16 protein-coding genes and 1 CRISPR repeat array are annotated in these 24,793 nt (G+C 67.7%); of the genes, 10 read left to right on the plus strand and 6 right to left on the minus strand.

The features are described from left to right. Positions 1-167 precede the first annotated feature (167 nt). The 9 genes from N869_RS00805 (at position 168) to N869_RS00845 (ending at position 17,148) form a co-directional block, all read left to right on the plus strand. The gene (locus tag N869_RS00805; RefSeq protein WP_052104807.1) at positions 168-1,967 is read left to right on the plus strand and encodes a DUF262 domain-containing protein; all 1,800 of its coding nucleotides are present in this window, start codon (positions 168-170) and stop codon (positions 1,965-1,967) included. Between the two features lie 209 nt (positions 1,968-2,176). Then, positions 2,177-2,410: a hypothetical protein gene (locus N869_RS00810; protein WP_198025914.1), complete on the plus strand. Its 234-nt coding sequence runs from the start codon at positions 2,177-2,179 to the stop codon at positions 2,408-2,410. A gap of 340 nt (positions 2,411-2,750) precedes the next feature. Beyond that, positions 2,751-5,648, plus strand: a complete 2,898-nt coding sequence (locus N869_RS00815; protein WP_084136306.1) for an SNF2-related protein — start codon at positions 2,751-2,753, stop codon at positions 5,646-5,648. 57 nt (positions 5,649-5,705) lie between these two features. Beyond that, on the plus strand, positions 5,706-7,628 hold the full coding sequence (locus N869_RS00820) for a site-specific DNA-methyltransferase (protein WP_035056530.1): 1,923 nt from the start codon (positions 5,706-5,708) through the stop codon (positions 7,626-7,628). Then, entirely contained in the window at positions 7,628-10,609 is a 2,982-nt protein-coding gene (locus tag N869_RS00825; RefSeq protein ID WP_198025915.1) for a restriction endonuclease, read from the plus strand. The genes N869_RS00820 and N869_RS00825 overlap by 1 nt, the downstream gene beginning before the upstream one ends. A gap of 80 nt (positions 10,610-10,689) precedes the next feature. Next, entirely contained in the window at positions 10,690-14,274 is a 3,585-nt protein-coding gene (locus tag N869_RS00830; RefSeq protein WP_052104809.1) for a TM0106 family RecB-like putative nuclease, read from the plus strand. Then, complete coding sequence (locus tag N869_RS00835) at positions 14,271-14,831, plus strand: hypothetical protein (RefSeq protein ID WP_035056470.1); 561 nt, start codon at positions 14,271-14,273, stop codon at positions 14,829-14,831. Before N869_RS00830 ends, N869_RS00835 begins: the two co-directional genes overlap by 4 nt. Next, positions 14,819-16,531 (plus strand): hypothetical protein, encoded by a 1,713-nt coding sequence (locus N869_RS00840; protein ID WP_035056472.1) that lies wholly within the window; start codon positions 14,819-14,821, stop codon positions 16,529-16,531. The genes N869_RS00835 and N869_RS00840 overlap by 13 nt, the downstream gene beginning before the upstream one ends. Further along, positions 16,528-17,148: a 5' nucleotidase, NT5C type gene (locus tag N869_RS00845; RefSeq protein WP_035056474.1), complete on the plus strand. Its 621-nt coding sequence runs from the start codon at positions 16,528-16,530 to the stop codon at positions 17,146-17,148. The genes N869_RS00840 and N869_RS00845 overlap by 4 nt, the downstream gene beginning before the upstream one ends. Here the strand turns inward: N869_RS00845 and N869_RS00850 are convergent. The 3 genes from N869_RS00850 to N869_RS00860 are packed head-to-tail and all read right to left on the minus strand — an operon-like array spanning position 17,128 to position 18,594. After that, positions 17,128-17,445 carry a hypothetical protein gene (locus N869_RS00850; RefSeq protein WP_156968270.1) on the minus strand — a complete coding sequence of 106 codons (318 nt, stop codon included), beginning with the start codon at positions 17,443-17,445 and terminating at the stop codon, positions 17,128-17,130. The genes N869_RS00845 and N869_RS00850 overlap by 21 nt on opposite strands. A gap of 5 nt (positions 17,446-17,450) precedes the next feature. Further along, positions 17,451-17,939, minus strand: a complete 489-nt coding sequence (locus N869_RS17605) for a hypothetical protein (protein ID WP_035056480.1) — start codon at positions 17,937-17,939, stop codon at positions 17,451-17,453. Positions 17,940-17,955: 16 nt separating this feature from the next. Beyond that, a complete protein-coding gene (locus tag N869_RS00860; protein ID WP_035056483.1) occupies positions 17,956-18,594 on the minus strand; it encodes a hypothetical protein in 639 nt (212 codons plus the stop codon). 692 nt (positions 18,595-19,286) lie between these two features. Between N869_RS00860 and N869_RS00865 the strand changes: the two genes are divergently transcribed. Further along, positions 19,287-20,942, plus strand: coding sequence for a HelD family protein (locus tag N869_RS00865; RefSeq protein ID WP_052104810.1), 1,656 nt, complete (start codon positions 19,287-19,289; stop codon positions 20,940-20,942). Positions 20,943-20,949: 7 nt separating this feature from the next. Here the strand turns inward: N869_RS00865 and N869_RS16315 are convergent, their stop codons facing one another. The 3 genes from N869_RS16315 to cas1 form a co-directional block, all read right to left on the minus strand. After that, positions 20,950-21,927: an HNH endonuclease gene (locus N869_RS16315; protein ID WP_052104811.1), complete on the minus strand. Its 978-nt coding sequence runs from the start codon at positions 21,925-21,927 to the stop codon at positions 20,950-20,952. A gap of 192 nt (positions 21,928-22,119) precedes the next feature. Beyond that, positions 22,120-22,500: direct repeats of the CRISPR family, unit length 36 nt; unit sequence GTTTCAATGCCCTCAGTTTCGGGCCATGGGTGGAAC. Positions 22,501-22,653: 153 nt separating this feature from the next. After that, positions 22,654-22,932, minus strand: coding sequence for a CRISPR-associated endonuclease Cas2 (cas2, locus tag N869_RS00875; RefSeq protein ID WP_052104812.1), 279 nt, complete (start codon positions 22,930-22,932; stop codon positions 22,654-22,656). A gap of 3 nt (positions 22,933-22,935) precedes the next feature. Further along, entirely contained in the window at positions 22,936-24,615 is a 1,680-nt protein-coding gene (gene cas1 / locus N869_RS16320; RefSeq protein ID WP_198025916.1) for a CRISPR-associated endonuclease Cas1, read from the minus strand. Positions 24,616-24,793 lie beyond the last annotated feature (178 nt).

Here is a 24,793-nt window from a genome sequence, read left to right on the forward strand (position 1 = left end):
CCGGCCGAGGTGCCCGCGGCGGTGGACTCGTACGCGACACCAGCGGGGTGGGCCGAGGGTGCCGGCCGCGGGGTGGACGAGCGGCTCGATGACCGGCACGAGGTTCAACTCAAGGGCCGGTGGTCTGCAGTCGATGCACCGGATGTCGGCAACCCACAGGAGATGTGATGGGCTACCAGCCACCCACGACGATCGTTGAGACCCTTCGACGGATCCAGAGCGGGGAGCTCATCCTTCCCGCGATCCAGCGGGAGTACGTGTGGAGGCCATCGCAGGTCGTCGCGCTCTTCGACTCACTGATGAGGGGCTACCCGATCGGGGGCTTCCTCTCGTGGAAGGTCGAGCCCGAGACGGTGCGGCAGTTCCGCTTCTACGGGTTCCTCAAGGACTACTCCGAGTTCGACGCCCGGCACTGCCCCAGCCTTGATGTGCCTCCGTCGCGGCCGGTGACCGCGGTGCTGGACGGGCAGCAGCGGCTCACGTCGCTCAACATCGGGCTGCGTGGTACCTACGCGCACCGGGTCTCCGGGGGGTGGCGCAACAATCCGCAGGCCTACCCGACTCGTCGGCTCTATCTGAACCTCGGTGCCTTCGCCCCGGAGAACGAGGCGGGCCTCATCTACGACTTCCGCCTTCTCACCGAGAAGCAGCATGCCGCTGCGAGGGACGAGTCCGACGCCGTGTGGTTCCCGGTGAGCGAGATCTTCGAGGCGCGGGAGAGCTTCGACGTCTGGGGTATCGCCGCAGGGCTGGGGCTCGGAGACGACGCCGAGGTGCGACGCATGTTGTCGCGGCTCTGGGACGCCGTCCACAACCGGCCGCTGGTCCACTTCTACGAAGAGACGGACCAGGACGTGGAGCGCGTGCTGGACATTTTCATCCGCGTGAACTCGGGCGGCACTGTCCTGTCCTACAGCGACCTGCTCCTGTCGATCGCCACGGCGCAGTGGAAGGAACGCGACGCCCGGGAGGCGATCCACGGCCTCGTGGACAACCTGAACCGGACGGGCGCCGGCTTCGACTTCTCGCAGGACGTCGTCCTCAAGGCAGGGCTCGTGCTCGCCCGCGTCGGTGACTTCGCCTTCCGCGTGAAGAACTTCAACGCGGAGAACATGGCGCTGCTCCAGCGGGAGTGGGACGCCATCGGCGAGTCCCTCGTCCTCGCCGCGGAGCTTCTCTCCGACTTCGGGCTCTCTGACGCCACCCTGTCCGCTGACAGCGTCCTCATCCCCGTGGCGTACTACGTGCACACGCGCGGTTTGACCGAGGCATACCGCACGCGTGGCGCGGATGCTGCCGACCGCGCGTCGCTGCGCTCGTGGGTGCTGCGTTCTCTGGTGATGCCGGGCGTGTGGGGTTCCGGTCTGGACACCCTGGTGAGGGACCTCCGCGACGTGCTCAACCGCGAGGGATCCGAGGGCTTCCCGGCGCGGGCCATCGAGGCGCGCATGGCTGCGCTCGGCAAGCCATTGGTGCTCAGCGATGAGCAGGTCGAGGACATCCTGGACCTCGGCTACGGCAGGAGCCGGACCTTCGCCGTGCTCGCGATGCTGTTCCCGCACGTCGACACACGCAACGTTCATCACGTCGACCACGTCTTCCCGCGCTCGCTGTTCCACCGGTCCCGTCTTCGTGATGCGGGGCTGAGCGAGGAGGAGATCGACGACGTCCAGGGCAAGCGGGACCTGCTGCCCAACCTGCAGCTCCTCGAGGGGCCCACGAACATCGAGAAGTCGAACCAGCTCCCGGCAGCCTGGGCAGCTGACCGCTATGGCTCAGGCGAGGCCTACGAGCGCTACCTCGACCGCCACGACCTCGGGTGGCTGCCATCGTCGGCTGCGGAGTTCGCGCGGTTCTTCGATGAGCGACGCGAGCGCCTCGCGCGGCGTATCCGGGCTGTCCTCGTGTCTCAGGACGGTGAGTCCGTGGAGGTGGCGGCGCAGGCGCGGGCTCAAGGTGGTGCGTGAGTGATGAACGTGGGCTTGCCGCCAGTCGGCGAGACTCACGGCTGGACTGACCCTGGCCGAGCTCGGCAATCGCTCACGCCCGCGGTCATGTCGTGACGCCGAACCCAGGTCTCACCCCACCCACGCCGATGGCACAACAGAGCACGGAGTGACAGGCTGCACGCAGCCACGGCATGACGGTCGACAGGGGCTTCACGGCAATGACGGCAGTGACCGACGAGCACCGGCCCGCCGGAGCGATCCCAGCTGACACGATCGCCCCCGGCTCGGGGGTCGTGGTCCGCGATGAGGAGTGGCTGGTCGCCGCGACCGAGGAGATGGCTGACGGCCCGCTCATCACGGCGCAGGGGCTCAGCGAGCTGGTCCGCGAGACCGAGGAGCGGTTCTACACGAGGCTCGACGCCGTCCACCCGCTCGACCCGGCCGAGCCCGCGTCTTGGTGAGGTGGCGGCCGCGGTGGGAGGACCTGCTCAAGTAGATTGTGAAAGATGCCGACGTGGAGTGGATGAGGACGGACCTTGGAGTGCCATGATCCGGACGCATGCTTGGCATCCGAAAGCGCCGTCCCGTGCCGATGGGCCAGGCGGCCTGTCCGTAGGACGGCGCGTCCATGGCCCGCACCTCGGTTGGAGACCGGACGATGAGTAGGGTCGTACGGGCCGGTGTGGCCTCTCCGGCGCAGGTCCTCGTCGCGTCTTGTGCGCCGCTGCCCCGGGGCGGCCGTGAGGGCCTGCCAGGTGGCGGTGTCGTCGACGCGGCGCTCCGCAGTTCTGGGGAATGCCCGTGACGGCGAGGCTGACGGACTACCAAGCGAAGTACTACGCCAACGAGTTGCAGCGGAGCTACACCAATGATCACGTCGGAAAGCTCGCCGGTCTGCTGTTCGACGCACAGGTGGAACCGAAGCCACACCAGATCGATGCTGCTCTCTTCGCGTTGCAGACACCGTTCCTGCCGGGCGTGATCCTCGCTGACGAGGTCGGGCTCGGCAAGACGATCGAGGCAGGCATCGTCATCTCGCAGTACTGGGCCGAACGCCGCCGGAGCATATTGATCGTCGCCCCGTCGAGTCTGCGGCAGCAGTGGAAGCAAGAGCTCTACGAGAAGTTCCTGATTCCCTCGTCAATCGTCGATCCGAGGTCGAAAGATGAGTTGCTCAGCCAGGTTGGTCACCGCTCATCACAAGTCTTGATCTGCTCCTACGAGTTCGCGCTCCGCCATGAGGCATCCCTCCTCCGGCCGTGGGACCTCGTGGTCGCAGACGAAGCGCACCGCTTGCGCAACCACTGGACCGGCCGGACGAAAGCTGCCGCGGCGCTGGCGCACATCGTGCAGGGTTCCCACAAGACGGTCCTGCTGACGGCGACGCCTCTGCAGAACAGGCTTGAGGAGCTGTACGGGCTCGTGTCGATCTTTGACCCGAGCTACTTCCACTCGCTCGCGGCGTTCCGGGAGCGGTACGTGAAGCACCGCGACCTCGCTGGTGACGACCTGGTCGAGCGTGTCGCCGCGATTTCGAAGCGGACGCTGCGGCGTGATGCGGACAAGTACATCCACTTCACCAAACGGCTGCCCCTGACGATCGAGTTCACCCCGTCTCCCGATGAGGTACGCCTCTACAACCTAGTGAGTGACTACCTGCAGCGCGAGGAGCTGTTCGCGTTCACCGGGAGTCAGCGCCAACTCTCAGCCCTGATCATCCGGAAGCGCCTTGGCTCCTCCACGCACGCGGTGGCCAGTACCTTGGAGAACATCGCGAACCGTCTCGCAGACGAGGCTGCTGGCGGGCGGCTCCGGGAGGGTCGGGTTGGTCTTGTCGCAGCGGATCTCGCCGTCGACGATGAGATCACCAGCGACGAGCTCGAAGAAGCCGAAGAGCTCGAGGCAGCGAACCCGCGCTGCCGCGACGCCGCGTCCACGCTGGACGACTCGCGCCTGGTGGCGATGCGCGCCGAGGTGGCCGAGCTGCGTGAGTACGCTGCCCTCGCCCGTTCGATCCGCGAGAACCAGAAGGCCGTCAAGCTCGGGGAAGCGTTGGACCTCGGCTTCGAGCGGCTCCGTGAGCTGGGGGCCTCGGAGAAGGTCATCATCTTCACCGACTCGACGAAGACGCAGGAGTACATCGCCCGGACGCTGCGCGACGCCGGACGTGCCGACGGGCTGGTCTTGTTCAACGGGTCCAACAACTCGCCCGAGCAGACCGCGATCTACCAGGCGTGGCTGGAGAAGAACAAGGATGGTGACCTCGTCACCGGCATCGCCGCGGTGGACCGCCGCAAATCCCTCGTGGAGTACTTCCGCACCGAGGGCACGATCATGATCGCGACGGAAGCCGCGGCAGAGGGCATCAACCTGCAGTTCTGCTCGATGCTCGTGAACTACGACCTGCCGTGGAACCCGCAGCGTGTCGAGCAGCGCATCGGACGCGTGCACCGGTTCGGTCAGAAGCACAACGTCGTCGTGGTGAACTTCGCGAACAAGGGCAACATCGCCGAGCAGCGCATCCTCGAGCTCCTGACGAACAAGTTCCAGCTGTTCTCGAGCGTGTTCGGCGCGAGCGACGAGGTGCTCGGCTCGATCGAGGACGGTCTCGACTTCGAGAAAACGATCAGCGACATCCTGACCCGGTGCAAGACTGCGGACGAGCTGGACTCCGCCTTCCGAACACTGGAGGATCAGTACTCGAGCGAAATCTCGCGCGAGATGGCGACTGCGAAGGCGAAGGTGTTCGACAACCTGGACCCGCACGTGCAGGACCGTCTCAAGGCGTACGACGCGCAGTCAGGCGAGGTGCTCAACAAGTTCGAGCGCCTGCTGCTCGCAGTGACCCGGCACGAGCTGGCTCCGTTCGCCACGTTCGAAGGGGATGGCCGAACCTTCGTCCTCAACGAGCCGCCCGTCCCGGGTGTGCAGACCGGGCGCTACTACTTCAAGTCACAGCCGCTCGCCAACGCCCACCAGTATCGGTATGCGAGCACGTTGGCCCAGCACGTCGTCGATGGCGCGAGGAGTCGCGAGACGCCGGCACGAGAGCTGACCCTCTCACTCGGGCAGTCCCAGCGCGCCAGCAGCGCGGTCCGCGCGCTGGAGGGAGCCCGCGGCGAGCTCACGGTTCAACTCGCGACCTTCCGGATGAAAGCGCGAGACGAGAACGTCTCGGAGTCGTACATGCTCGCAGGCGCGCTGACCGATGACGGCCGCTGGCTCGATGAGGAGTACGTCGCGGACATCCTCGACCTGACCTGTCTCGGTGTCAGTGACGAGCCGTTGGCGATCGATGAGAGCCGCTTCAGGCCGCACCTCGATCTACGCCGGGCGGAGCTCGAGAAGGAGGTGCAGGGCCGCAACTCCCGCTACTACGACCAGCAGGAGGAGCTGCTCTACCGCAACCAGCAGGACCGCAAGGCCGAGCACGAGAGCAGGATCCGCGAGTACCGGGCAAGGGAGAAGGAAGCCCGGAGGCTCGCGCGCCAGGCCGACGACCCGATGGAGCAACTGCGTCTCAAGAAGGTCGCTCGGCGTTGGGAGCAGCGCGCTGAGGAAGCCGACGAGGACTTTCGTGAGACCCGCAGGAAACTCCGAGCCGAGGCCGATACCTATCTTGAACTGATCGAGCAGTCGCTCCAGGGGACCCAGCACACTGAGCACCTGTTTACGATCCGTTGGCGGATCGTCACGTAGACGTCGGGTCGCTCGTGAACCCGAACCAGCGCGAGAAAAATGAAAGTGAGCCGCGAGATGACCGACGAGATCCACGAGACGCCATCGTCGACCCCGAACTTCCGGACCGAGCTGGCAGCCCAGCTGGCCGACCTGGTTCCCGAGGCCGTCGCCGACGGCAAAGTGGACGTCGAGAAGCTTAAGGAGTTGCTCGACGGTGATGCGGCCGACTCCAGTGAGCGGTTCGGACTGTTCTGGCCCGGTAAGAAGCGTGCGCTCCGTGCAGCACAGGAGCCAACCACCGCGACGCTTCGCCCGGACTTCGAGAATTCGAAGGACTGGGACACGACGCAGAACGTCTTCATCGAGGGCGACAACCTCGAGGTGCTCAAGATCCTCCAGAAGCACTACCATGCGAAGATCAAGATGATCTACATCGACCCTCCATACAACACCGGCAAGGACTTCGTCTATCCGGACAACTACAAGGAGGGCCTCGAGACCTATCTCGAGTGGACGCGGCAGGTTAATGAGGAGGGCAAGAAGCTCTCGACCAACGCGGAAACCGAGGGTCGGTACCACTCCAACTGGCTAAACATGATGTATCCGCGGCTCAAGCTCGCGCGGAACCTACTCCGAGACGATGGCGTATTATTTGTCTCCATTGACGATAACGAGGTCGCCAACCTGCGCCGGGCCCTCGATGAGATTTTTGGAGAGTCGAACTTCATTGAGAACTACATATGGGAGAGCAGCTTTCGACCCGATAATAGCTCGCGGCTCGAGCGCGAGAACGCTCAGCACATTTTGTGTTACGCGCGCAATAAGTCACTCATCTCCGGCCTTGTGGGGGCCCAAAAGGTGACGGAAGGGCTCCCGTCGCTGACGAAATCGTCTATGAGACCCTCGACCCTGGCTCTTGACCCCGACTGGGTTGAATTCCAGCTCTCCGACGGCAAGTACGAAGCCGGCCCGCGTCCTTCCGGCTACACGCTCGAGACGGACGTAACCGTCGTTGAGGGCAGGGCTACTGCGCCGTTCCGCCTCACTGGCCGTGTCATATGGTCTCAGAACTATCTCGAGAAGCAGGTGTCCGAGGGAACCCGCATCGTAATTAAGGGTGAAAGCTTTGTTCCATACTCCCGAAAGGTCACCACGTCCGCACTCGCGCCGACCACCCTCGTGCCTCGAGATCACGTCGGCGATGTGCTCGCAGGAGCAGCAGAGATCCGCGGCCTGTTTGGCGCGCGCGTGTTCAATCATCCGAAGCCGACGACCCTCCTCAGCTATCTCATCAACTCCGTGACGAGCGAAGATCCCGATGCGGTTGTGCTCGACTTTTTTGCGGGGTCAGCGAGTACTGCACATGCAGTTTTGGCGCTAAACGCCTCGGCCAGCAGGAAGTGTCGCTTCATTGTGGTGCAACTGCCCGAGCCAACCCCGCCCGACTCGGTCGCCGCTTCCTGCGGATACGACACAATTGCGGAGGTCGCCCGGAAGCGTATTGACCTGGCTGGGGCGGAACTCGTTGGAGCGGTCCACGGTCAAGAGGGCCTGGACGGGACGTTCGATGTCGGTTTTCGTGCGTACAAACTCGCCGATAGCAACTTTCCAAAGTGGCGCGTGTCGAGCGACGTCGAGGAGGGCGCACTGCAACAGCACCTGCTCAGCCTTCGTGACAGCGCGGCGGACGACGCTACTGCGGACGAGCTACTCACCGAGCTGTTGCTCAAGCAGGGCTACTCGTTGACCGAGACCGTCTCGCCCTTCGAGGTTGGCGGGCTCGACGTGCGGCTGGTCCGTGATCGCGACGGCGACATCGCCGTCATGGCGTACCTGAACGAGCACGTCAAGCCGACACTCGAACAGCTTCGCGCGCTTGTTGACGAAGCGCCCGCGCGGATCATCGTCCTGGAGGATGCCTTCCAGGGTGACGACGAACTCAAGACCAACGTCGCCCAGCTCTGCAAGAGCAACGGCATTGAACTCTGGACGGCGTGATGGAACGCTCTGAGTTTCAGTTCGACCCTAGTCAGCCGTACCAGCTGGACGCGATCGCGTCCGTGGTCGACCTGTTCGACGGGCAGCCCAAGGACGCTGAGAAGCTGGTCATGACCCTCCGCGGAGCCGCAGTCGTGTCCGAGGCGGATCAGGCGGCGTTCGACATCGACCTCACCCAGGAGGTCGGTGCCGTCGGCAACAGCCTCGTGCTCGACCGGGACTTGGTCCTTGCGAACCTTCAGCGCGTGCAGGATCGAAGCGGATTGGAGGTGGCACCGGCACTCGCGGGCGACGCCTTCGACTTCGACATCGAGATGGAGACCGGTACCGGCAAGACCTATGTCTACCTGCGCACGATCTTCGAGCTCGCGGTCCGTTACAACTTCACGAAGTTCGTGATCCTGGTGCCGAGTGTGGCGATCCGTGAAGGCGTAAGCACGAGCATCCGGCTCATGCGCGAACACTTCGAGGAGCTCTACAGACCCCGGGGCATTACGTTCGACTCGTCGATCTACAGCGGCAAGAGCCCAGAGGAGGTGCGGTCCTTCGCGACATCGACCAACGTTCAAATCCTGATCATGACTATCGACTCGATCCGGGGCGACGCGAACACTCGCATCGTTCATCAGCCGCGCAACCAGCTGAACGGCTTGCGGCCGATCGATTACCTCAAGGGAACCCGCCCCGTCGTGATCATGGATGAGCCGCAGAATATGGAGTCGCGGCTCTCGCAGTCGGCCGTCGGGGAGCTCGACCCGGTGTTCACCCTGCGCTATAGCGCAACGCACAAGAAGCAGCGCAACGTCGTCTACCGCCTCGATCCTGTCGACGCTCACGATTTCGGGCTCGTCAAGCAGATCGTCGTCGCTGAAGTGCAGCAGCAGGGCGCGGATGCGGCGCCGTACGTCAGGCTCGTCGAGGTGCGGCGTGAGCCGTCGTGGTCGGCACGGCTGGAACTCGCCTGCCGCAAGGCCGACGGGTCGCTCGAGCGTCGCGTCGTGCGCGTCAAGCAGCACCAGGAGCTGTCGGACCCGCGCCTCACGAACAACCCGGTGTACGAGGGCTGGCGCATCAACGAGATGAGCATCGAGCCGGCTTACGTCGACCTCACCAGGCACGGCTTCCTCTACGAGGGCGAGACGGTCGGCGGGTCGGCCGGCGCGCTCTACAAGGAGATGATCCGGGAGACCGTCCGCGAGCACCTCCGCAAAGAGTTGATGCTGCGCACGAAGGGCGTCAAGGTGCTCAGCCTCTTCTTCGTCGACAAGGTCGTCAGTTACCTGGGCGACGGCACGAGCAATGACGACGCGAGCGGTGACATCGTGCAGTGGTTCGACGAGGTCTTCATCGAGGAGCGTGCAAAGTCTGCGCGCTACCAGGAGTTGCTGCCGCAGGTGCCGAGCGAACTTCGCCGGGCGTACTTTTCCCAGATCAAGCGTGGCAAGACGACGACCTTCCAGGACTCGTCCGGCACGACCAAGGCCGATGATGACGCCTACGAGTTGATCATGCAGCAGAAGGAACGGCTGCTGGATGAGAACGAGCCTGTCCGGTTCATCTTCAGCCACTCCGCCCTACGCGAGGGCTGGGACAACCCTAACGTCTTCCAGATCTGCACGCTGCGGGAGATGGGCGCGGAGACCGAGCGCCGCCAGACGCTCGGGCGCGGCCTGCGCCTCCCGGTCGCGCGGACCGAGGACGGTTACACCCGGGTCGCTGACCGGGGTATCGCAACGCTGACCGTCGTGGCGAATGAGTCTTACAAGAAGTTCGCCGACGCGCTCCAGAAGGAGTACAAGGACGCCGGGGTCGAGATCGGCCGGGTGCGCAAGGCCGAGTTCTCGAGGATCCCGCTCCCTAGCGAGGACGGCGCCCTCACCAACGGTCAGCTCGGCTACCAGCGCTCTGTGCAGATCTGGGAGCACCTCAAGGACAACGGTTTCATCGACGAGCACGGCGTCGTCACTCCGAAGTTCCAACCGAACCAGCTGGGTTTCGACCTCCACCTGCCGGTCGACTTCGCCTGGGCCGGGCCGGTCATCGTCGAGCTGATCGAGCGCGCGAACATCGGCACGTACGTCAAGCCCGTCAGCAAGCGGCGTGCGCGCGCGCTCAACAAGCGGCTCTACTCCACTCCCGAGTTCGAAGAGTTCTGGGAGGCGATCAGCAAGAAGACCACCTACCGCGTGGCGGTGGACCGGAAGCGGCTGATCGAGAACTCCATCCGTGCGATCAAGGAAGCGCCCGCGATCGACCCGTTGCGCGTCCAGGTCACGCGAGCGGGCGTCAAGGTGCTGCGCGGCGGCGCCAAGGGAGAGGAGCTCGGCACCCGCTCGGCAGACCTCAAGGGGAGCTACGACCTGCCCGACGTCATCACCGAACTCCAGGAGGCCACCTCGCTGACCCGCAGGACGATCGTCGACATCCTGATCGGCAGTGAGCGGCTGGCTGAGTTCATCAGCAACCCGAACGACTTCATCGCGATGGCCAAGCGCGCGCTACAAAGCGAGCTGGCCAAGGCGGTAGTCGACGGCATCCAGTACGAGCGGATCGCTGGCTCGGTCTACGAGCTTCGCGAGCTGCAGAAGGACGGTGAGGCGGAGAAGGAGCGCTTCCTCGACCAGATGTATGAGGTCCAGAACACCCAGAAGACCGACTTCGACCATGTTGTGTTCGACTCTGACGTGGAGCGACAGTTCGCTGAGCTTCTCGACTCTCGCGAGGACGTCAAGCTCTTCATGAAGCTCCCCGCCAAGTTCAGGATCGACACGCCGGTCGGGCCGTACAACCCCGACTGGGCGATCATCAAGCAGCAGGACGGGGAGGAGCGCGTCTACATGATTCGCGAGACGAAGAGCACCCTCGACTACTCGAGGCTGCGCCCCACGGAGGTCGCCAAGATCAAGGCGGCAGAGCGTCACTTCCAGGCGATCGGGCTCGTCGACTACGCCAGGTCCGCACCAGGCGCGTGGCGCCTATGACCCAGTGGTCTGGAGCGATAGTCGCTCGGTCTCGGCGACGGCTGGCTCAAGATCCAGCTACGTAGGCCGATACCAAGGGCATGCTCGTGTCCCCTGAGGGAGTCATCCACAGCTCGTCCGACCTGACCAGGGCTGCGAACTGCGAATACTCGGTCCTCCGGGAGCTGGACAGGAAGCTCGGCCGGGTCGCTCAGGCGGACCGTGCCGCTGACGCGATGATGGCGCGCACCGCTGAGTTGGGTGCCGCCCACGAGGAGCGGCTCCTTGCGCGATACCTCGCAGAGGTCGGGCCGTGGGACGAAGCGACAGGCCGCGGTGTCTACGTGGTCGAGCGGCCCAGCGGTTCGTCCTACCTGAGAGCCCTTCCCGCGAAGCACACCGAGACCGTCGATGCCCTTCGGGCTGGGGCGGACGTCGTGGTCCAGGGAGGCTTCTTCGACGGTTCGTTCCACGGGTGGGCGGACTTCATCGTCCGTCAGCCCGACGGCAGCTACCTCGTGCAGGACACCAAGCTCGCCCGCACGGCACGGACGACGGCGGTGCTCCAGCTCGCGGCCTACGCAGACCAGCTCGAGCGCGCCGGGGTCGCTGTCCACCCGAGAGCGCAGCTCGTCCTCGGGGACGACTCCGTCTCGGAGCACTCGCTCACCGACGTGATCCCGCTGTACCTGCACCGTCGGGCGCGCCTCGAGGCGGTCCTCGCCGCGCACCTCGCCGGTGACGCCCCGGCGGAATGGGACGACGGGGTCCACAGTGCCTGTGGTCGCTGCGACGACTGCGCTGAGGAGGTCGCGGCACGGCGGGACGTGCTCCTGGTCGCCGGCCTGAGCGTCGTCCAGCGGGATCGTCTCCGCGACGCGGGCATCACGACGATCGAGCAGCTCGCGGCGTCGCAGGGGACCGTCGCCAGGATCGGGGGCCGGACCCTGGATCGCCTCCGGGCCCAGGCAAGGCTCCAGGTCATGCAGCCCATCGCTGAGGACGGGGCGGCACCCGCGGTCAGCTACGAGGTGTTCGATGCGGGGTCTCTCGCGCACCTGCCCGTCCCGGACGGCGCGGACATGTTCTTCGACTTCGAGGGTGACCCGCTCTGGAACGACGGCAACCCCCGGGACTGGGGCCTGGAGTACCTGTTCGGGTGGGTCGACGTAGCGTCGGGTGCCGCCACCCCGCGGTTCACCGCGTTGTGGGCGCACACCCGTCAGGAGGAGAAGGCCGCCCTCGAGGAGTTCATCGACCACGTGACGGCCAGGCGCGCAGCCAACCCGGGGATGCACGTCTACCACTATGCGGCGTACGAGCAGACGGCCCTCAAGCGCCTCGTCGGTCGGCACGGAACCCGCGAGGAGGAGCTCGACGAGCTGCTGCGAGCCGGGGTCCTTGTCGACCTCTACCCGGTGGTCCGCGGATCGGTCCGGGTGTCCCAACCGTCCTACTCGATCAAGAAGCTCGAGCCCCTGTACATGGGGGACGAGCTTCGCACCGGCCTCGACAACGCGGCCGACTCGATCACCGAGTACGCCCGCGCCTGCGCCGACAGGGATGCGGGCGCAACCCAGGCAGCGGATGCACTCCTCGACGACATCGCCCAGTACAACGAGTACGACTGCGTCTCCACCCTGCGGCTGCGTGACTGGCTCGTGGACCGCGCAGCCGAGCACGGGGTCAGTCCCGCCGGGGTGAGGCGTGCTGAGCGCTCCGAGAAGCCGAAGACGGAGAGACAACGGGCCAACCAGGAGCGGCAGAAGGCAGCCGCCGCGGAGGCTGATGCCTCGGTCCGCACCCTCCTCGAGTACGCCGCGACAGCACCCGACGCGGACGCGGTGGCGGCACGGCTGCTCGCCGCCGCCGTCGACTACCACCGGCGCGAGGACAAGCCCTACTGGTGGGCGCACTTCCACAGGCTCTCGAACCCGGACGAGGAGTGGCCGGACTCCCGTTCGTGCTTCCGTGTCGACGGGACAGCCGAGGAGACGTCCGGGTGGGCGCGCGAGAACGGCCGCCAGGCGTGGCGGCGGACCCTGCGGATGCGAGGGGCCCTGGAGCCCGGGAGCGAGATCCGAGTGGGGGCCACCGTGCTGCCCTACTACCGGGACACGCTGCCGTCGGTCGCGCAGCAGCCCGAGGGATGCCCGAACGGCTGGAACCCGTGCGGCGCAACGGTGCTGGAGGTCGGCGTCGAGGGTGACCTTGACGTCCTCGTCATCTCCGAGAGCGCAGGCAGGACGACCGAACCCCCGGACGACTTCCACCACCTGCCCTTCGCCCTGGGCCCGGGTGAACCCGTCCGAGCCGGCACGCTCGTCGAGGCGATCCGCGGGGTTGCTGCCGGCGCGGCGGCACGTCTGCCCGTGCTCCCCACGGCGGCTGTGGTCGACATCCTGCGGCGGGTCCCCCCTCGCCTCCGCGACGGCCGCACCCTGAACGACCTTGAGCTCGACCGGGACCAGCCGATCGACGCGATCATCACGGCGCTCGACGCGATGGCCGACTCCTACCTGGCCGTCCAAGGCCCGCCCGGCACCGGCAAGACGTACACCGCCACGCACGTGATCGCGCGACTCATCGAGCGAGGGTGGCGCATCGGGGTCGTGGCCCAGTCCCACGCCGTGGTGGAGAACGTGCTGCACGGCGTCCTCACCCGTGGGGTCGCACCCGAGCGGGTCGGGAAGAAGAGGAAGGACGACGGCCCAGACGCGCCACCCGTGCCGTGGACCGAGGTCGAGTCAGCGGCGCTCGCCGCCTTCGGCTCGGACGACGCCGGGGGCTACGTCATCGGCGGCACCGCCTGGGACTTCGTCGGTGACCGTGTCCCAGACCCGCGGTACGACCTCCTCGTCATCGACGAAGCCGGCCAGTTCTCCCTCGCCAACACCATCGCCGTCAGCGCATCGGCAGACCGTCTGCTGCTTCTCGGGGACCCGCAGCAGCTCCCCCAGGTGAGCCAGGGCAACCACCCTGAGCCCGTGGACCACGCGGCCCTCGGCTGGTTGACCGGAGGCGCGCGGACCCTCCCGGATGACCTCGGACTCTTCCTCGCCCGCACCCGACGTCTCCACCCTGAGCTGTGCGCGCCGGTGTCGCGCCTCTCCTACGAAGGCCGGCTGACCAGCGTGGACGTCGCCGCACGGCGCCGTCTCGAGGGAGTCAGCCCGGGGCTCCACACCGTGGCCGTCTCCCACCAGGGCAACAAGACCACGTCACAGGACGAGGCCGATCAGGTGGCCGGGCTACTCCGGAACCTGGTCGGACGGCGCTGGGTCGACGAGGAGGCTCGCGCCGACCGCCCCCTCGACCCCAGCGACGTCATCGTCGTCGCGGCGTACAACGCGCAGGTCTGGACGACCCGGGCCGCCCTTGACCGGGCCGGCTTCGCGGCCACGCGAGTCGGAACGGTCGACAAGTTCCAGGGCCAGGAGGCCCCGGTCGCCATCGTCACCCTCGCCGCATCCTCCCCCGCTGAGGTCCCACGAGGCATGGAGTTCCTGACCGACCGGAACCGGCTCAACGTCGCAGTCTCCCGCGGGCAGCACAGCGCCTACGTGGTCCACTCGCCACGCCTCCTGGACCATCTGCCCGGAACGCCCCACGCTCTCGAGGAGTTCGGCGCCTTCGTCGGACTCCTGACCCCACCACACCCACCGACACCACGGAGCACCCCATGAAGATGAAGGCTGAGCTGGCTGAGGACACGACAGGACGTCAGGTTCTCGCCGGGGTGCGGGCGACCGTCCTCGGCGGTGCCGGCGCGGAGGCGGACGGCTTCACGATCGCCCACGAGGTGCGCAAGCCGGTGCCGGCAGGCGCAAAGAGCATCTACTTCCTCGAGGCGACCGGTCCGGGGCAGATCGACGCCTCCAACACCGTCGACTACATCGCCGCCGCGCTGGCGAACCCCACCCCCCGCGCGGGCCAGTCGTTCCTCGCGCTCCTCGGCAACCACGTGCTCCCGGACCCGCTCGTTCCCCTTCTCGTGTGGACAGGCACGGCCGGCCGGCACGGCGTCCTCGCGGCTGGGAAGTCGACGCCCCGCGGTGGGATCGTGACACTGTGGGACCCGGAAGCACAGATCGGCCCGGACTGGAGCATCACGGCAGGGGTGTGGGCCCGGTTCGGCGTCATGCAGGACGCGCTCGCAGGAGCCGGTGTGGAGCACGATGACGCGACCTTCGCGGAGGCCGCCTTCCAGCTCGCGTTCGCCCCTGAGGCGTGGCCATCCTGAGGACCTCCCGCCGGGTCCGGCGAGAGGCAGCGGCCGGCCTCCACGAGTCCCAGCTGGAGCTGGGTGAGCGCGTGGTGCGGCTCCTCGTGGACCCTTCGTGGATCGTCAGGCGGGTCGAGACGGTCTCCCTGCGTGTCGACGGGGAGACGCGGCGCAGGGTGAGCTTCGACCTTGCGGTGCCACGGAGCCTCGCCGTGCAGGCGTCCGAGATCCCAACGGGCGGGACCGGGCTCCAGGCTGAGGTATCGGGCGAGGTCCGCGGGAGTCAGGGCGACGTCGCGGTCGTGCCCCTGTGTTTCATGCGCAAGGGCTCGCTCATCGGCCTCGACGCCGTCGACGAGGCCGGCCGGTCCCTTCCCGTCCTCTCGAGCAGCGAGAACGCCGTCCTCGCGATCGCGGCCGTACAGCACCTCGTCGAACGGCTCGCAGGGACGGCGCGGCTCCGCCGCCCGCAGGTGGACGACGCCGTGGCGGCCATCGTCCGAAGCACGGGGCAAGGTGACGACCGTCGGCGGCGGAAGGTGCTGACCCAGCTCGGTCGCGCGCTCGCAGGCGACCGCGCCGGTGATGCCCAAGCACTCGCCGTGCAGGTGGAGGGCGACTCGGACACGGACCTGGCCCGAATCGTGACCTGGCTGGCCCGGGTGACGACCGCAGGTGACGGTGGGAGGCGCATCGCCGCCCTGATCGCGGCGATGCTGGCGACCCTGAGTGACAGCTACGTCTTCGCCGTCCAGATCGACTCCGCAGTCGCGCTCCGACGGACGATCGTCAAAGTCGCATACGCCTCGAGCCTCAGTCACGTCGACGGTGGGCTGCGTAGGGCGGGTTGGGGCCTGCTCACGACGGAGCGCCTCCGCCTATCCGTCGCTGCGCGCGCATCCCGCAGCACCCACATCGAGATCGAGACGACGCCGAGCGTGCAGGTCAAGTCGGTCGAGCAGCTCGTCGGGACTCAGGGGCGACACCGGGGCGACTCCGGGTCCTTCCAGGTGGTCCGCTCGGCAGGCAGGTACCACCTCATGGCGCAGCACGGGGGGCCGCACGGCGCTGTCGTGGACCTGCTCGTGACAGTCGTGCCGCGCCGCTACGGGACCGTGGTCGTCGCGCTCGTCGGGGCGATCCTCAACCTCGTCCTGCAAGGTCTCGGGCTCCTGCTGGGCCAGAGGGCGATCGCCGCCGCCCTGGACCGGGAACGCGTCAGCGATGACCCGCCGGTGGCGTCGGAGGTCGTCGAGCACCTCTGGCTCCTGCGCGACACCAACTCGATGACGATCGTCACGCTCGTCCTGAGCCTCGTCGCGGCCCTGCTCGTCGTCGTGCAGCTCAACGACGTGGAGCGGCGCGTCACGGCCGCGGCCAGGTGGGTCATCGGTGGCGCGGCAGTGCTCTTCAGCTCCATGCTGCTCGCCCTCTCCTTCCAGGCGCACGTCGCACCGGATGCCGTGGACGCGGTCGGTATGGTCCTCGCGGCCACTGGTTCCTGCTCCGTCGTCCTGGGCGTGTGGGCGATGATCCTGTGGGGCCGTGCCGCCCCACGGAAGCTCCTCACGGTCGCTCCGGTGCGACAGCCACCCGCGCCTCAGCGACCAGTCGACGCCGCGGGCGTCGCGGCGACCGAGGCCGCTCTGTTCACGGGGTTCACGAACGACGCGATCGACGTGGTGCGCGCCGTCCTCGACGACAAGGGGAAAAGATGAGAGTCGTCCCACCGGAGTTCGAGTCCCAGCGTGTCGGCGCGACCGGGTACCGGGTGCTCGGCCTCGACCTCGACGGTGTGTGCGCCGACTACACGGGCGGGCTCCGTGCCTTCTGCATGGAGCGGACAGGCCTGCCGGCGTCGCGCTTCCCCGAGCCCCGGCACTACGACCTGACCCGGTCAGGATGGCCGTTCAGCACCACGCAGCAGTACCTTGAGACGCACCGTGCCGCCGTCGAGGCCGGCCTGTTCCGGGCGCTTCGGCCGGTGCCTGGTGTTGTGGAGTGCCTCAACGAGCTCTCAGCGGCGCAGGTCCACATCAGGATCGTGAGCCACCGTCTCTTCCTCAGCGGCCTCCACGAGCAGGTCGTGGCCGACACGGCCGCGTGGCTCGAGCAGTGGGGTATTCCCTACATGTCGCTCTGTTTCACCGGACTGAAGGACTCCGTCGACGCGACGCTCCACGTCGACGACGCCCCGCACATGGTCGAGAGCTTCCGTGCTGTCGGCGGCAGGGTGCTCGTCTTCGACCAGCCGTACAACGAGCACCTGGCCGGGCCGCGCCTCACGTCCTGGATCGGTGCGACAGACGAGGTCCTAAGACTCTTCGAGGGGTGACTCCTGGGGGGCGTGGTCATGAGATGCCCCCGACCTGGTCGAGGGGTGTGACGTCCCATCCTGGGAAGCCGCGAGAAGCGCGTCCTGCGGGTCGCGTCGAAGATCCGGCACGAGGTCATCCGGACCGTCGAGGCGCGAGACGAGGTGTCCGTGCTCCGAGGAGTACGAGCCCTCACCGATGTCGTCGAAGAAGCGCTTGGACGCGGCGTTCTCGTCGTCGAAGACGAAGGCTACGCGCTCGTCGTCTGTGGCGTAACCGGGCAGGTCCCCGCAGCGAACGACGAAGACGGTGGCCACGGTGTTCACCGCCCGGGGAGGAGGAGCGTGAGGTCAACGTCCCACTCGCGGAGCAGGTCGATCGAGCCGTCGCCCAGGAGCGCGGAGCTGGCGTCAAGCTGCGCGACCCACAGTCGCCAGCCCGAGGCGACGATCGCCCGCGCCACATCCACAAGATCCTGAGGGAAGCCGCCGTCGGGGAAGGGTGCCTTGCCGTCCTCGATTCCGGTGAAGGTAGACCTCGCGACGGGGTGAGTCAGGACTCGCTCGTCGACTGCGACCTGGGCCGCAATGAGTACCACCAGGTCGTGCGCCAACGGGCGCGGCGAGTCTGCGACTGCGCACGCGAGAGCTGGACGTGGAGCAGCCCCCCAGCCGGAGTCTGCGTGGCGGACGTCCCACGCAGGCCGGCCACCTTCGATGAGGTTGACGAGGTGGCTCGGGCGGGCGACGGGGGTCCCCCACGGGTCGGTGATGGCCGGGCCGCACAGGACGGTGGTCGTGGTCTGCTTCATCAGGGCTCCGCTCAGATCAGAGGGTGTACGGGGCCGCGATGTGGCCCTCGCGGTATGCGGCGTGCACATCCCGCCAGAAACCGAGCTCGCACGCGTGGTCCACGTCCGGGTAGGCGCACTCCTGATCGAGCAGGTGCAGGCGCCGAAGGTCGAAGCCGTGGTGCACGAAGAAGTTGGCAGCCAGCACGTCGAGGTCGTGCGCGTCGATGCCCGTCAGCATCACGACGCACTCTCTCAGGCCCTCGATGTCGACCCGCTGGACCTCACTCACCACGGCATCAGCACCGCCTGCGGCGTAGGCGTCCTCGACGCGTTGCCTGACGACCTGCACGTCGGCGTCCGGGGGGATGAACAGCACCCCCTTGAACCACGGTCCTTCACCTCCCGCGACGACGGCCCCGGGCAGCGCATCGAAGGCGTCGAAGGTGGCGTTCATCGGGTCTTCGGATGTCCGGACCGAACCTGACACGACTGCGGCTACGAACCCGCGCCCACCCGTGGCGTGCTCCATCCAGTCCAGGACGTAGGTGTCAGGACCGTGCCCGTCCACCGTGAGCTGCGCCGTGGCGGTGGGCTGACCAGAGATCATCCGCGCCGTGAGGGCCGCCCACTCCGCATCGACATCGACCGGCCCCGTGCCGTGATCCTCAGGCATGCCCACCAATCCTCTCGCGTAGCGCTCGCCTGCTCCATCGGCAGAACTGCCGGCAACATGAGCCGCCTCGCCAGCCCAGGCTGGTGAGGCGAAGGCCCGCGTCGGTGGGGCTGTCAGGGTCCTGTCGACCCAGATCGCGCCCTTCTGGTTCAGGCTCGCCTCGTCGGAGATTAGTGTTCCGATCACCCCTGCTCCCTGCTGGCTGGCCGGCGGGCCACCGATCAACGCGGGGTCCCTTCAGCAACCATCCTCCGGTGCCGATCCTGACTGAACGGGACGGCGAACGGGGGAGGCATGCCAGGCACCTACCAGCTCATGCCCTCCCAGCAGTACCTCAGGGACAAGCGGAGATGCCTCGACAACCCACGGGTCCAGCGGGAGCTGACGGAGCTCGAGGCCCGCCTCAGCAGGCAGGGCACAGCCTCTTTCAAGGAGTTCCATCGCGTAGGCGGCGACGACTGGACGATCTACGCCAGTGGTGGACGGCGGCTCATCGTCCGACTCGCAGGGTCGACGATCCACCTGATGCGGTTCGACGAGCACGACGACGCCTACATGGCGGCAAGGCGGGCCAGGGTCGAGTTGCCGACGGTCCCGCCAGCGCCCGTCGAGGTCGAGCCGTCGCGGCCCCCGCCGCAGCGCGATCAACTCGATCTTGTACGCCGCCCCGGCCGACTTCGAGAAGGACGGCTGTGGCCGCGATTCTGTTCAACGAGCTGCGGGACACGGACCGGGACGACGTCCTCGTCGTCGGGCCGAACGCCACGTTCCTGCGCTACATCGCCCGCGTGCTGCCTGAGCTCGGCGAGCAGCGCGTGGTTCACCTCGACCTGCACCGGCTCATGGACGCCGACGTGAGCGTGTCGGTCACGGAGGAGCCGCGGGCGGCCCAGCTCAAGGGTGACGAGCGGATGTGCGAGGTGCTGGCCCGCGGGCTCCGGCAGCGGGTCAGGGTGCCACGGGAGGACGTGCGGGTCGGGTTCGACGGCGTGCCCTGGTCGGTCACCTTGTCGCCCGCCATGGTCGAGGGGCTCCTCGCCGACCTCGAGAGCACCCCCTACGCCGAGGGTCGCAGGGCGGCGCGGAAGGCGATCGAAGGGCTGGTCGTCAGGGAGGGCCGGCGCACAGACAGGCGAGCCTTCGCCGGCCCGGTCAAGCCCCGGGCCGTCGAGATCGAGGCCTACGTCGAACGGGTGTGGCCACAACTGACGCCCCAGGCGTTCCTCCGTGACCTCTTCGGGTCCCGCGAGCGGCTTGCCGCCGCCGCGGACGGGACCCTGGACGACGAGGAGCTCCGGCTGTTGCGACGGCCACCGGCGCCGAGGTTGGCCGAGCAGGCGTGGAGCGAGGAGGACCTGCCGCTCCTGGACTTCGTCGCCGACGAGATCCGGGGCGACGGCAGGACGTACGCGCACATCGTCGTCGACGAGGCCCAGGACCTCTCGCCGATGCAACTGGTGGCTCTCCGTCGGCGTTCCCGCGCCGGTGCCATGACGATCGTCGGGGACATCGCCCAGTCCACCGGGCCCTGGGCGCGGGAGTCATGGGACGGCATCGTCGAGGCGTTGGCCTCCCCGCTGCCCAGGCGTGTGGAGCAGCTGCGCTTCGGGTACCGGGTCCCGCGAGCGGTCATGGAGCTCGCTGCGCGCCTGCTGCCGGACGCCGCCCCGGGCGTGGACGCTCCCGAGGTCGTGACCGGCGTCGATCGACCACCCACGTGGACGGAGGCCGTGGACGGGCGCGCGATGGCGTCGGCAGTCGTCTCGGCAGTGCAACGGCACAGCGCCCGGGGGCTGTTCGTCGGGGTGGTGTGCCCCGACGAACACCGTGAGCGGGTCGTGGGCGCACTCAAGGAGGCGCAGATCAACTGGTCCGACGCCGAGCAGGGCGGCCTGACCACGGCGATCAACGTGGTGAGGCCGGCCGCGGCCAAGGGCCTGGAGTTCGACGCCGTCGTCGTCGTGGACCCCCACACGATCGCGGCGGACGGCACGCACGGCCTCCGGATGCTGTACGTGGCCCTCACCAGGACCACCGGGTACCTGGACATCGTCCATCACCCGGGTCGGGTGCCCGCCCCACTCCTCGACCAGGTCCACGTGGCCGAAGCCCCCGACGTGACGCCTGTCGACCAGGGCGCAGCAGGCACGGCCCCCGGTGCGACGAGGCGGGACCTCCGCGGCCAGGGTCGCCAGTCCGGGTCGTCCCCGGTGCGGCGCACGGTGGTCGACGCCAACGCCCACCACGTCCTGGACCTCCTGACCGAGGTCGCACCGCGCCACCTGTGGGCAGAGATCCTCGACCACGCGCGTCACCTCGCGGAACCGGACGACCCGGACGTGAGCTGATGCCCGCTCAGCGGACCGTCGGCTCGAGGTCCCGCCACCGCCGCCGCGCGGCCAGGTGGTGCGCTTCGATGAGCGAGCGTCGTGGACGGACCCGATCGGCCACCGCGACCGGTTGCCGGTCGAACGCGGACAACCGCTCGTGCTTGCGCAGCACGGCCGGCGCGACCCGCGACGTCCACGTCGCCGGGTCGATCGTCAGGAGCAACCGGTCGAACATGCGGTGCAGGTCGGCTCGCAGGAGCAGCCCGCCGTCCTCGTCGTGAACGGGCCGGTCGGCGAACGGGAGCAGGTGCGCGGCATCGAGGACGGCCTCCGGCTGGGTGCCCGTCACCGCGCACGTCGCGCCGTACCGGTCGATCAGGCGCTCGCGGAACTGCTGCTGTCCGACCCGTTGCCGGACGAGCCGTTCCACGTGACCCCCGGGCGCCGCCGTCTTGCCGCCCAGGAGCTCCAGATGCAGGAAGGCCTCAACCCCACCGAGCGTCCCGAGGAGCCTGGTCGCCTGATCGGGGACCAGGCGACGGATGGCGTTCTGCCGGTCCCCGCCCGCATAGAGGTCGCTCAGTACCCGGACGGGCACGGTGGACGGGAACTCGAACCACCAGTTCTGGTACGTCGCCGAGTAGAGCAGGACGTCCTTCTCCTCCGGCACGGGCACCGCGAACGTGTTCTTGCAGTCGTTGCAGCGGTAGGTGGGTGACAAGCGTTTGCGCGCGACGATGTCCGCGGAGCGGCACGTGGGGGTGGGGCACCGGCGCATCGTCTTGATTCCCGGTCGCCGGTCGATCGACTCCACGACCCCGTACCCGTAGACCAGGTGTGCGTCACGGATCACCAGCAGGTCGCCCACGGAGACCTGGGCGTGGTTGATCACATGGGAGTCGTACTCGTACCGGTGGCCCAGGCGGTCGCCGTACAGGAGGTCCTCCGGTGAGGCGACGTGCGAGTGGCAGCTCCACACGGCACGCGACAGCGACTCGACCATCGTGAGAGCTCATCAGAACGCCCCGCCGTGCACAAGGGTGAAATTGATACCGCTCGCTGACCTGAGGCTGGAGCCGCCCGAACGCGCGGCCGCCCGCCTCTCGTTGGCGTAGCCGCCCGCCCCCGGCAGCTCCTCAGTTTCGGGCCATGGGTGGAACTCCGCCTACGGAAAGATGTCGGGGCTGGACTTCTGGTTTCAATGCCCTCAGTTTCGGGCCATGGGTGGAACCGTGACATGTCACAACCAGGAGATGAGGGACGAGTTTCAATGCCCTCAGTTTCGGGCCATGGGTGGAACAAGTGGTTTAGGGGTGCGTCCTGCCGCTAAAGGTTTCAATGCCCTCAGTTTCGGGCCATGGGTGGAACTCGACTTAAAATCGATCCAGTGTGGGTTCGATGTTTCAATGCCCTCAGTTTCGGGCCATGGGTGGAACTGACACGATTAAGGCTTGGCGTTTGGAGTACCCGTTTCAATGCCCTCAGTTTCGGGCCATGGGTGGAACTTTAAACCCTTTACATCCCCTCAGGGGATGTTTTAGTTTCAATGCCCTCAGTTTCGGGCCATGGGTGGAACCCTACCCGTTTTGACCCCGGGCTGACCAGGGCTGACGCGGGCGAACGCGCGCGCGAGGGCGTGCGCGCGGGACGGCGTGCGCGCCAGCGGGGGACTGGGGCGGATCGATGGCTGTGACCAGCGCAGATGTGTCGCGCGCGCGGTCCCCGCGCTCTACACGACCCACATGTCTCTCCACTCCTCCAGTATGCGCGTCCCGACGATCTGCGGGCGTGGGCCCTGGCCGCCGAGTTCGTAGACGCGTACCTGGTCCTCCACAGGGTCGATCAGCGCTGCGAGCTCACCCAGGAGCCGGCGCAGGGCCTTCTTGCTCGGCAGGCGGCACTCGAACACGGATTGCTGCACGCGCGGGCCGAGCTCGGCGAGCAGGTCGGACAGGCGGCTGCGGCGGTCGTCGTCGGCGATGTCGTAGCAGGCGAGGATCCAGATCATGGTTCAACGCCACACGTAGGGCCGGTAGGGGCCGCCCGGCGTGCGGAGGGCCTCCGCCAGTCGCATCGCCTGCGTGGCGATCAGCCTGCGGTAGGGCTGGCGGCCTGCGCCCGCGTCGGAGCCGGCGAGGGTGAGCATGCGGGCCTCGTACTCCCTCAGGAACGTCTGGCGCGCGTGTGCTGTCATCCGGGCGCCCTGCTTCGCGTCGAAGGTGAAGTCGGACGGTTTCAGCCGCTTGTTGCTGATGATCCGCAGGACCGTGGAGTCGACGATCACGGGACGCCACTCCTCCATCAGGTCGAGGGCCAGGCTGGGGCGGCCCCACCGGTCCGAGTGCAGGAAACCCATGTCCGGGTCCAGCCCTGCCTGCTCGCACGCTGAGACGCCCTCGGCACACAGCAACACGTACCCGTACGAGAGCATCGAGTTCACCGGATCGGGTGGAGGGCGACGTGCGCGACCGTGAAACCCCCACTCCTCACCCACCCGGGAACCCAACCACCCGAAGTACGCACGCGTCGCAGCGCCCTCCACACCCATGAGCGAGGGGACCGACCGCATCACCGAGGCTCGGGCGCGCGCCTCGGCCAGCTGAGCGGCCACCCGCGCGCCCTCCTCGCTTGTGCCCGCCCCGCGCTGATGACGAAGGACAGCCACCCGCATGTTGGTGATCTTCCCCGAGACGAAGGCGGTGGTCAGCCGTTCCAGGTCGGCCCCGGAGTCGTAGGCGCGTGCCTGCGCGCGGCGCAGCGACGGGTCGCCCGGGCGCCGGCGCGACAAGCGGCCCACGTAACCGCCGGAGCGGGACAGCATCACCACGTCGATGCCACGTTGTGCCGCCTCGTGGAGCAGAGGTGTGGTCAGCCCCACCCGGCCCTGGACGACGATTCGCGCCACCCGCGACAGCGACATGGATGCCACGGTCTCACCGTCACGATCCACACGGACGCGCCCGCGCCGCGTCCGCACCACCGCGCCCCCTTCGCTCACCACCATGCTGATCCGCTGTGGGCGGGAGCGGGCCGGAGGTGGGGCGGTAGAGCTCGGCCGCGCGCGCAGCGTCACACCGAGGAAGTGCACGCCCTCGTCGAAGCTGCGTATGGACGTCTTCGGCGCGCTGCAGGCCAGTCCCAGGCACTCGAGCTGGTGCGCCACGTCCTGCGCTGCGGACTGAGCCTGTGACTCGCTCATGGCGGGGACGGCGATGTCGTCCGCATAGCGCAGAGGGGTGAACCCGTTGGCCATCAGTGCCTCGTCGAACGGGAGCAGGTAGAGGTTGAGCAACAACGGGCTCACGGCGCTTCCCTGCGCGATCCCGACCCCCTCCAGCCCGTAGTCGTCGAGGCGGGCGAGCAGGGATGCGACCACGTCGCACACCCGACGGTCCGGCACCAGACGCGACAAGGCCTGCACGGCCCGGGCCCGCGGTACCGAGTCGAACGCCGCAGCGATGTCGGAGCGCAATACGTGGGTGCTGCCCTCATCCCGCGCCCTGGCCAGGGCGGCGACCGCGTCCTTGACCCCCAGCCCGCGACGGAAGCCGAAGGCGAACGGCGAGAGCAACGGGTCGATCACCGGTGTCAGCGCATTGAGCAGGGACCGCTCGACGACCCGGTCCACGACCGCACCGATCCGCAGGACGCGCTCAGACCCGGACCCCGTGCGCAGACTCACCTCGCTCACCCTCGAAGGTTGGTACCGACCGCTCGAGAGCTCCCCCGACAAACGGACCAGGGAGGCCGCGACCCCGCGTTCGAAACGACGCACCGAGACGGGCACCCGCCCGTCCCGCTCCGCGGCTTCCAGCACCTCCGACCACGCACGGGTCAGGGCACCCTCGTCCGCGACGCGAGCCATCACG

It is taken from the genome of Cellulomonas bogoriensis 69B4 = DSM 16987 (assembly GCF_000767165.1).
Classification (GTDB): Bacteria; Actinomycetota; Actinomycetes; order Actinomycetales; family Cellulomonadaceae; genus Actinotalea; species Actinotalea bogoriensis.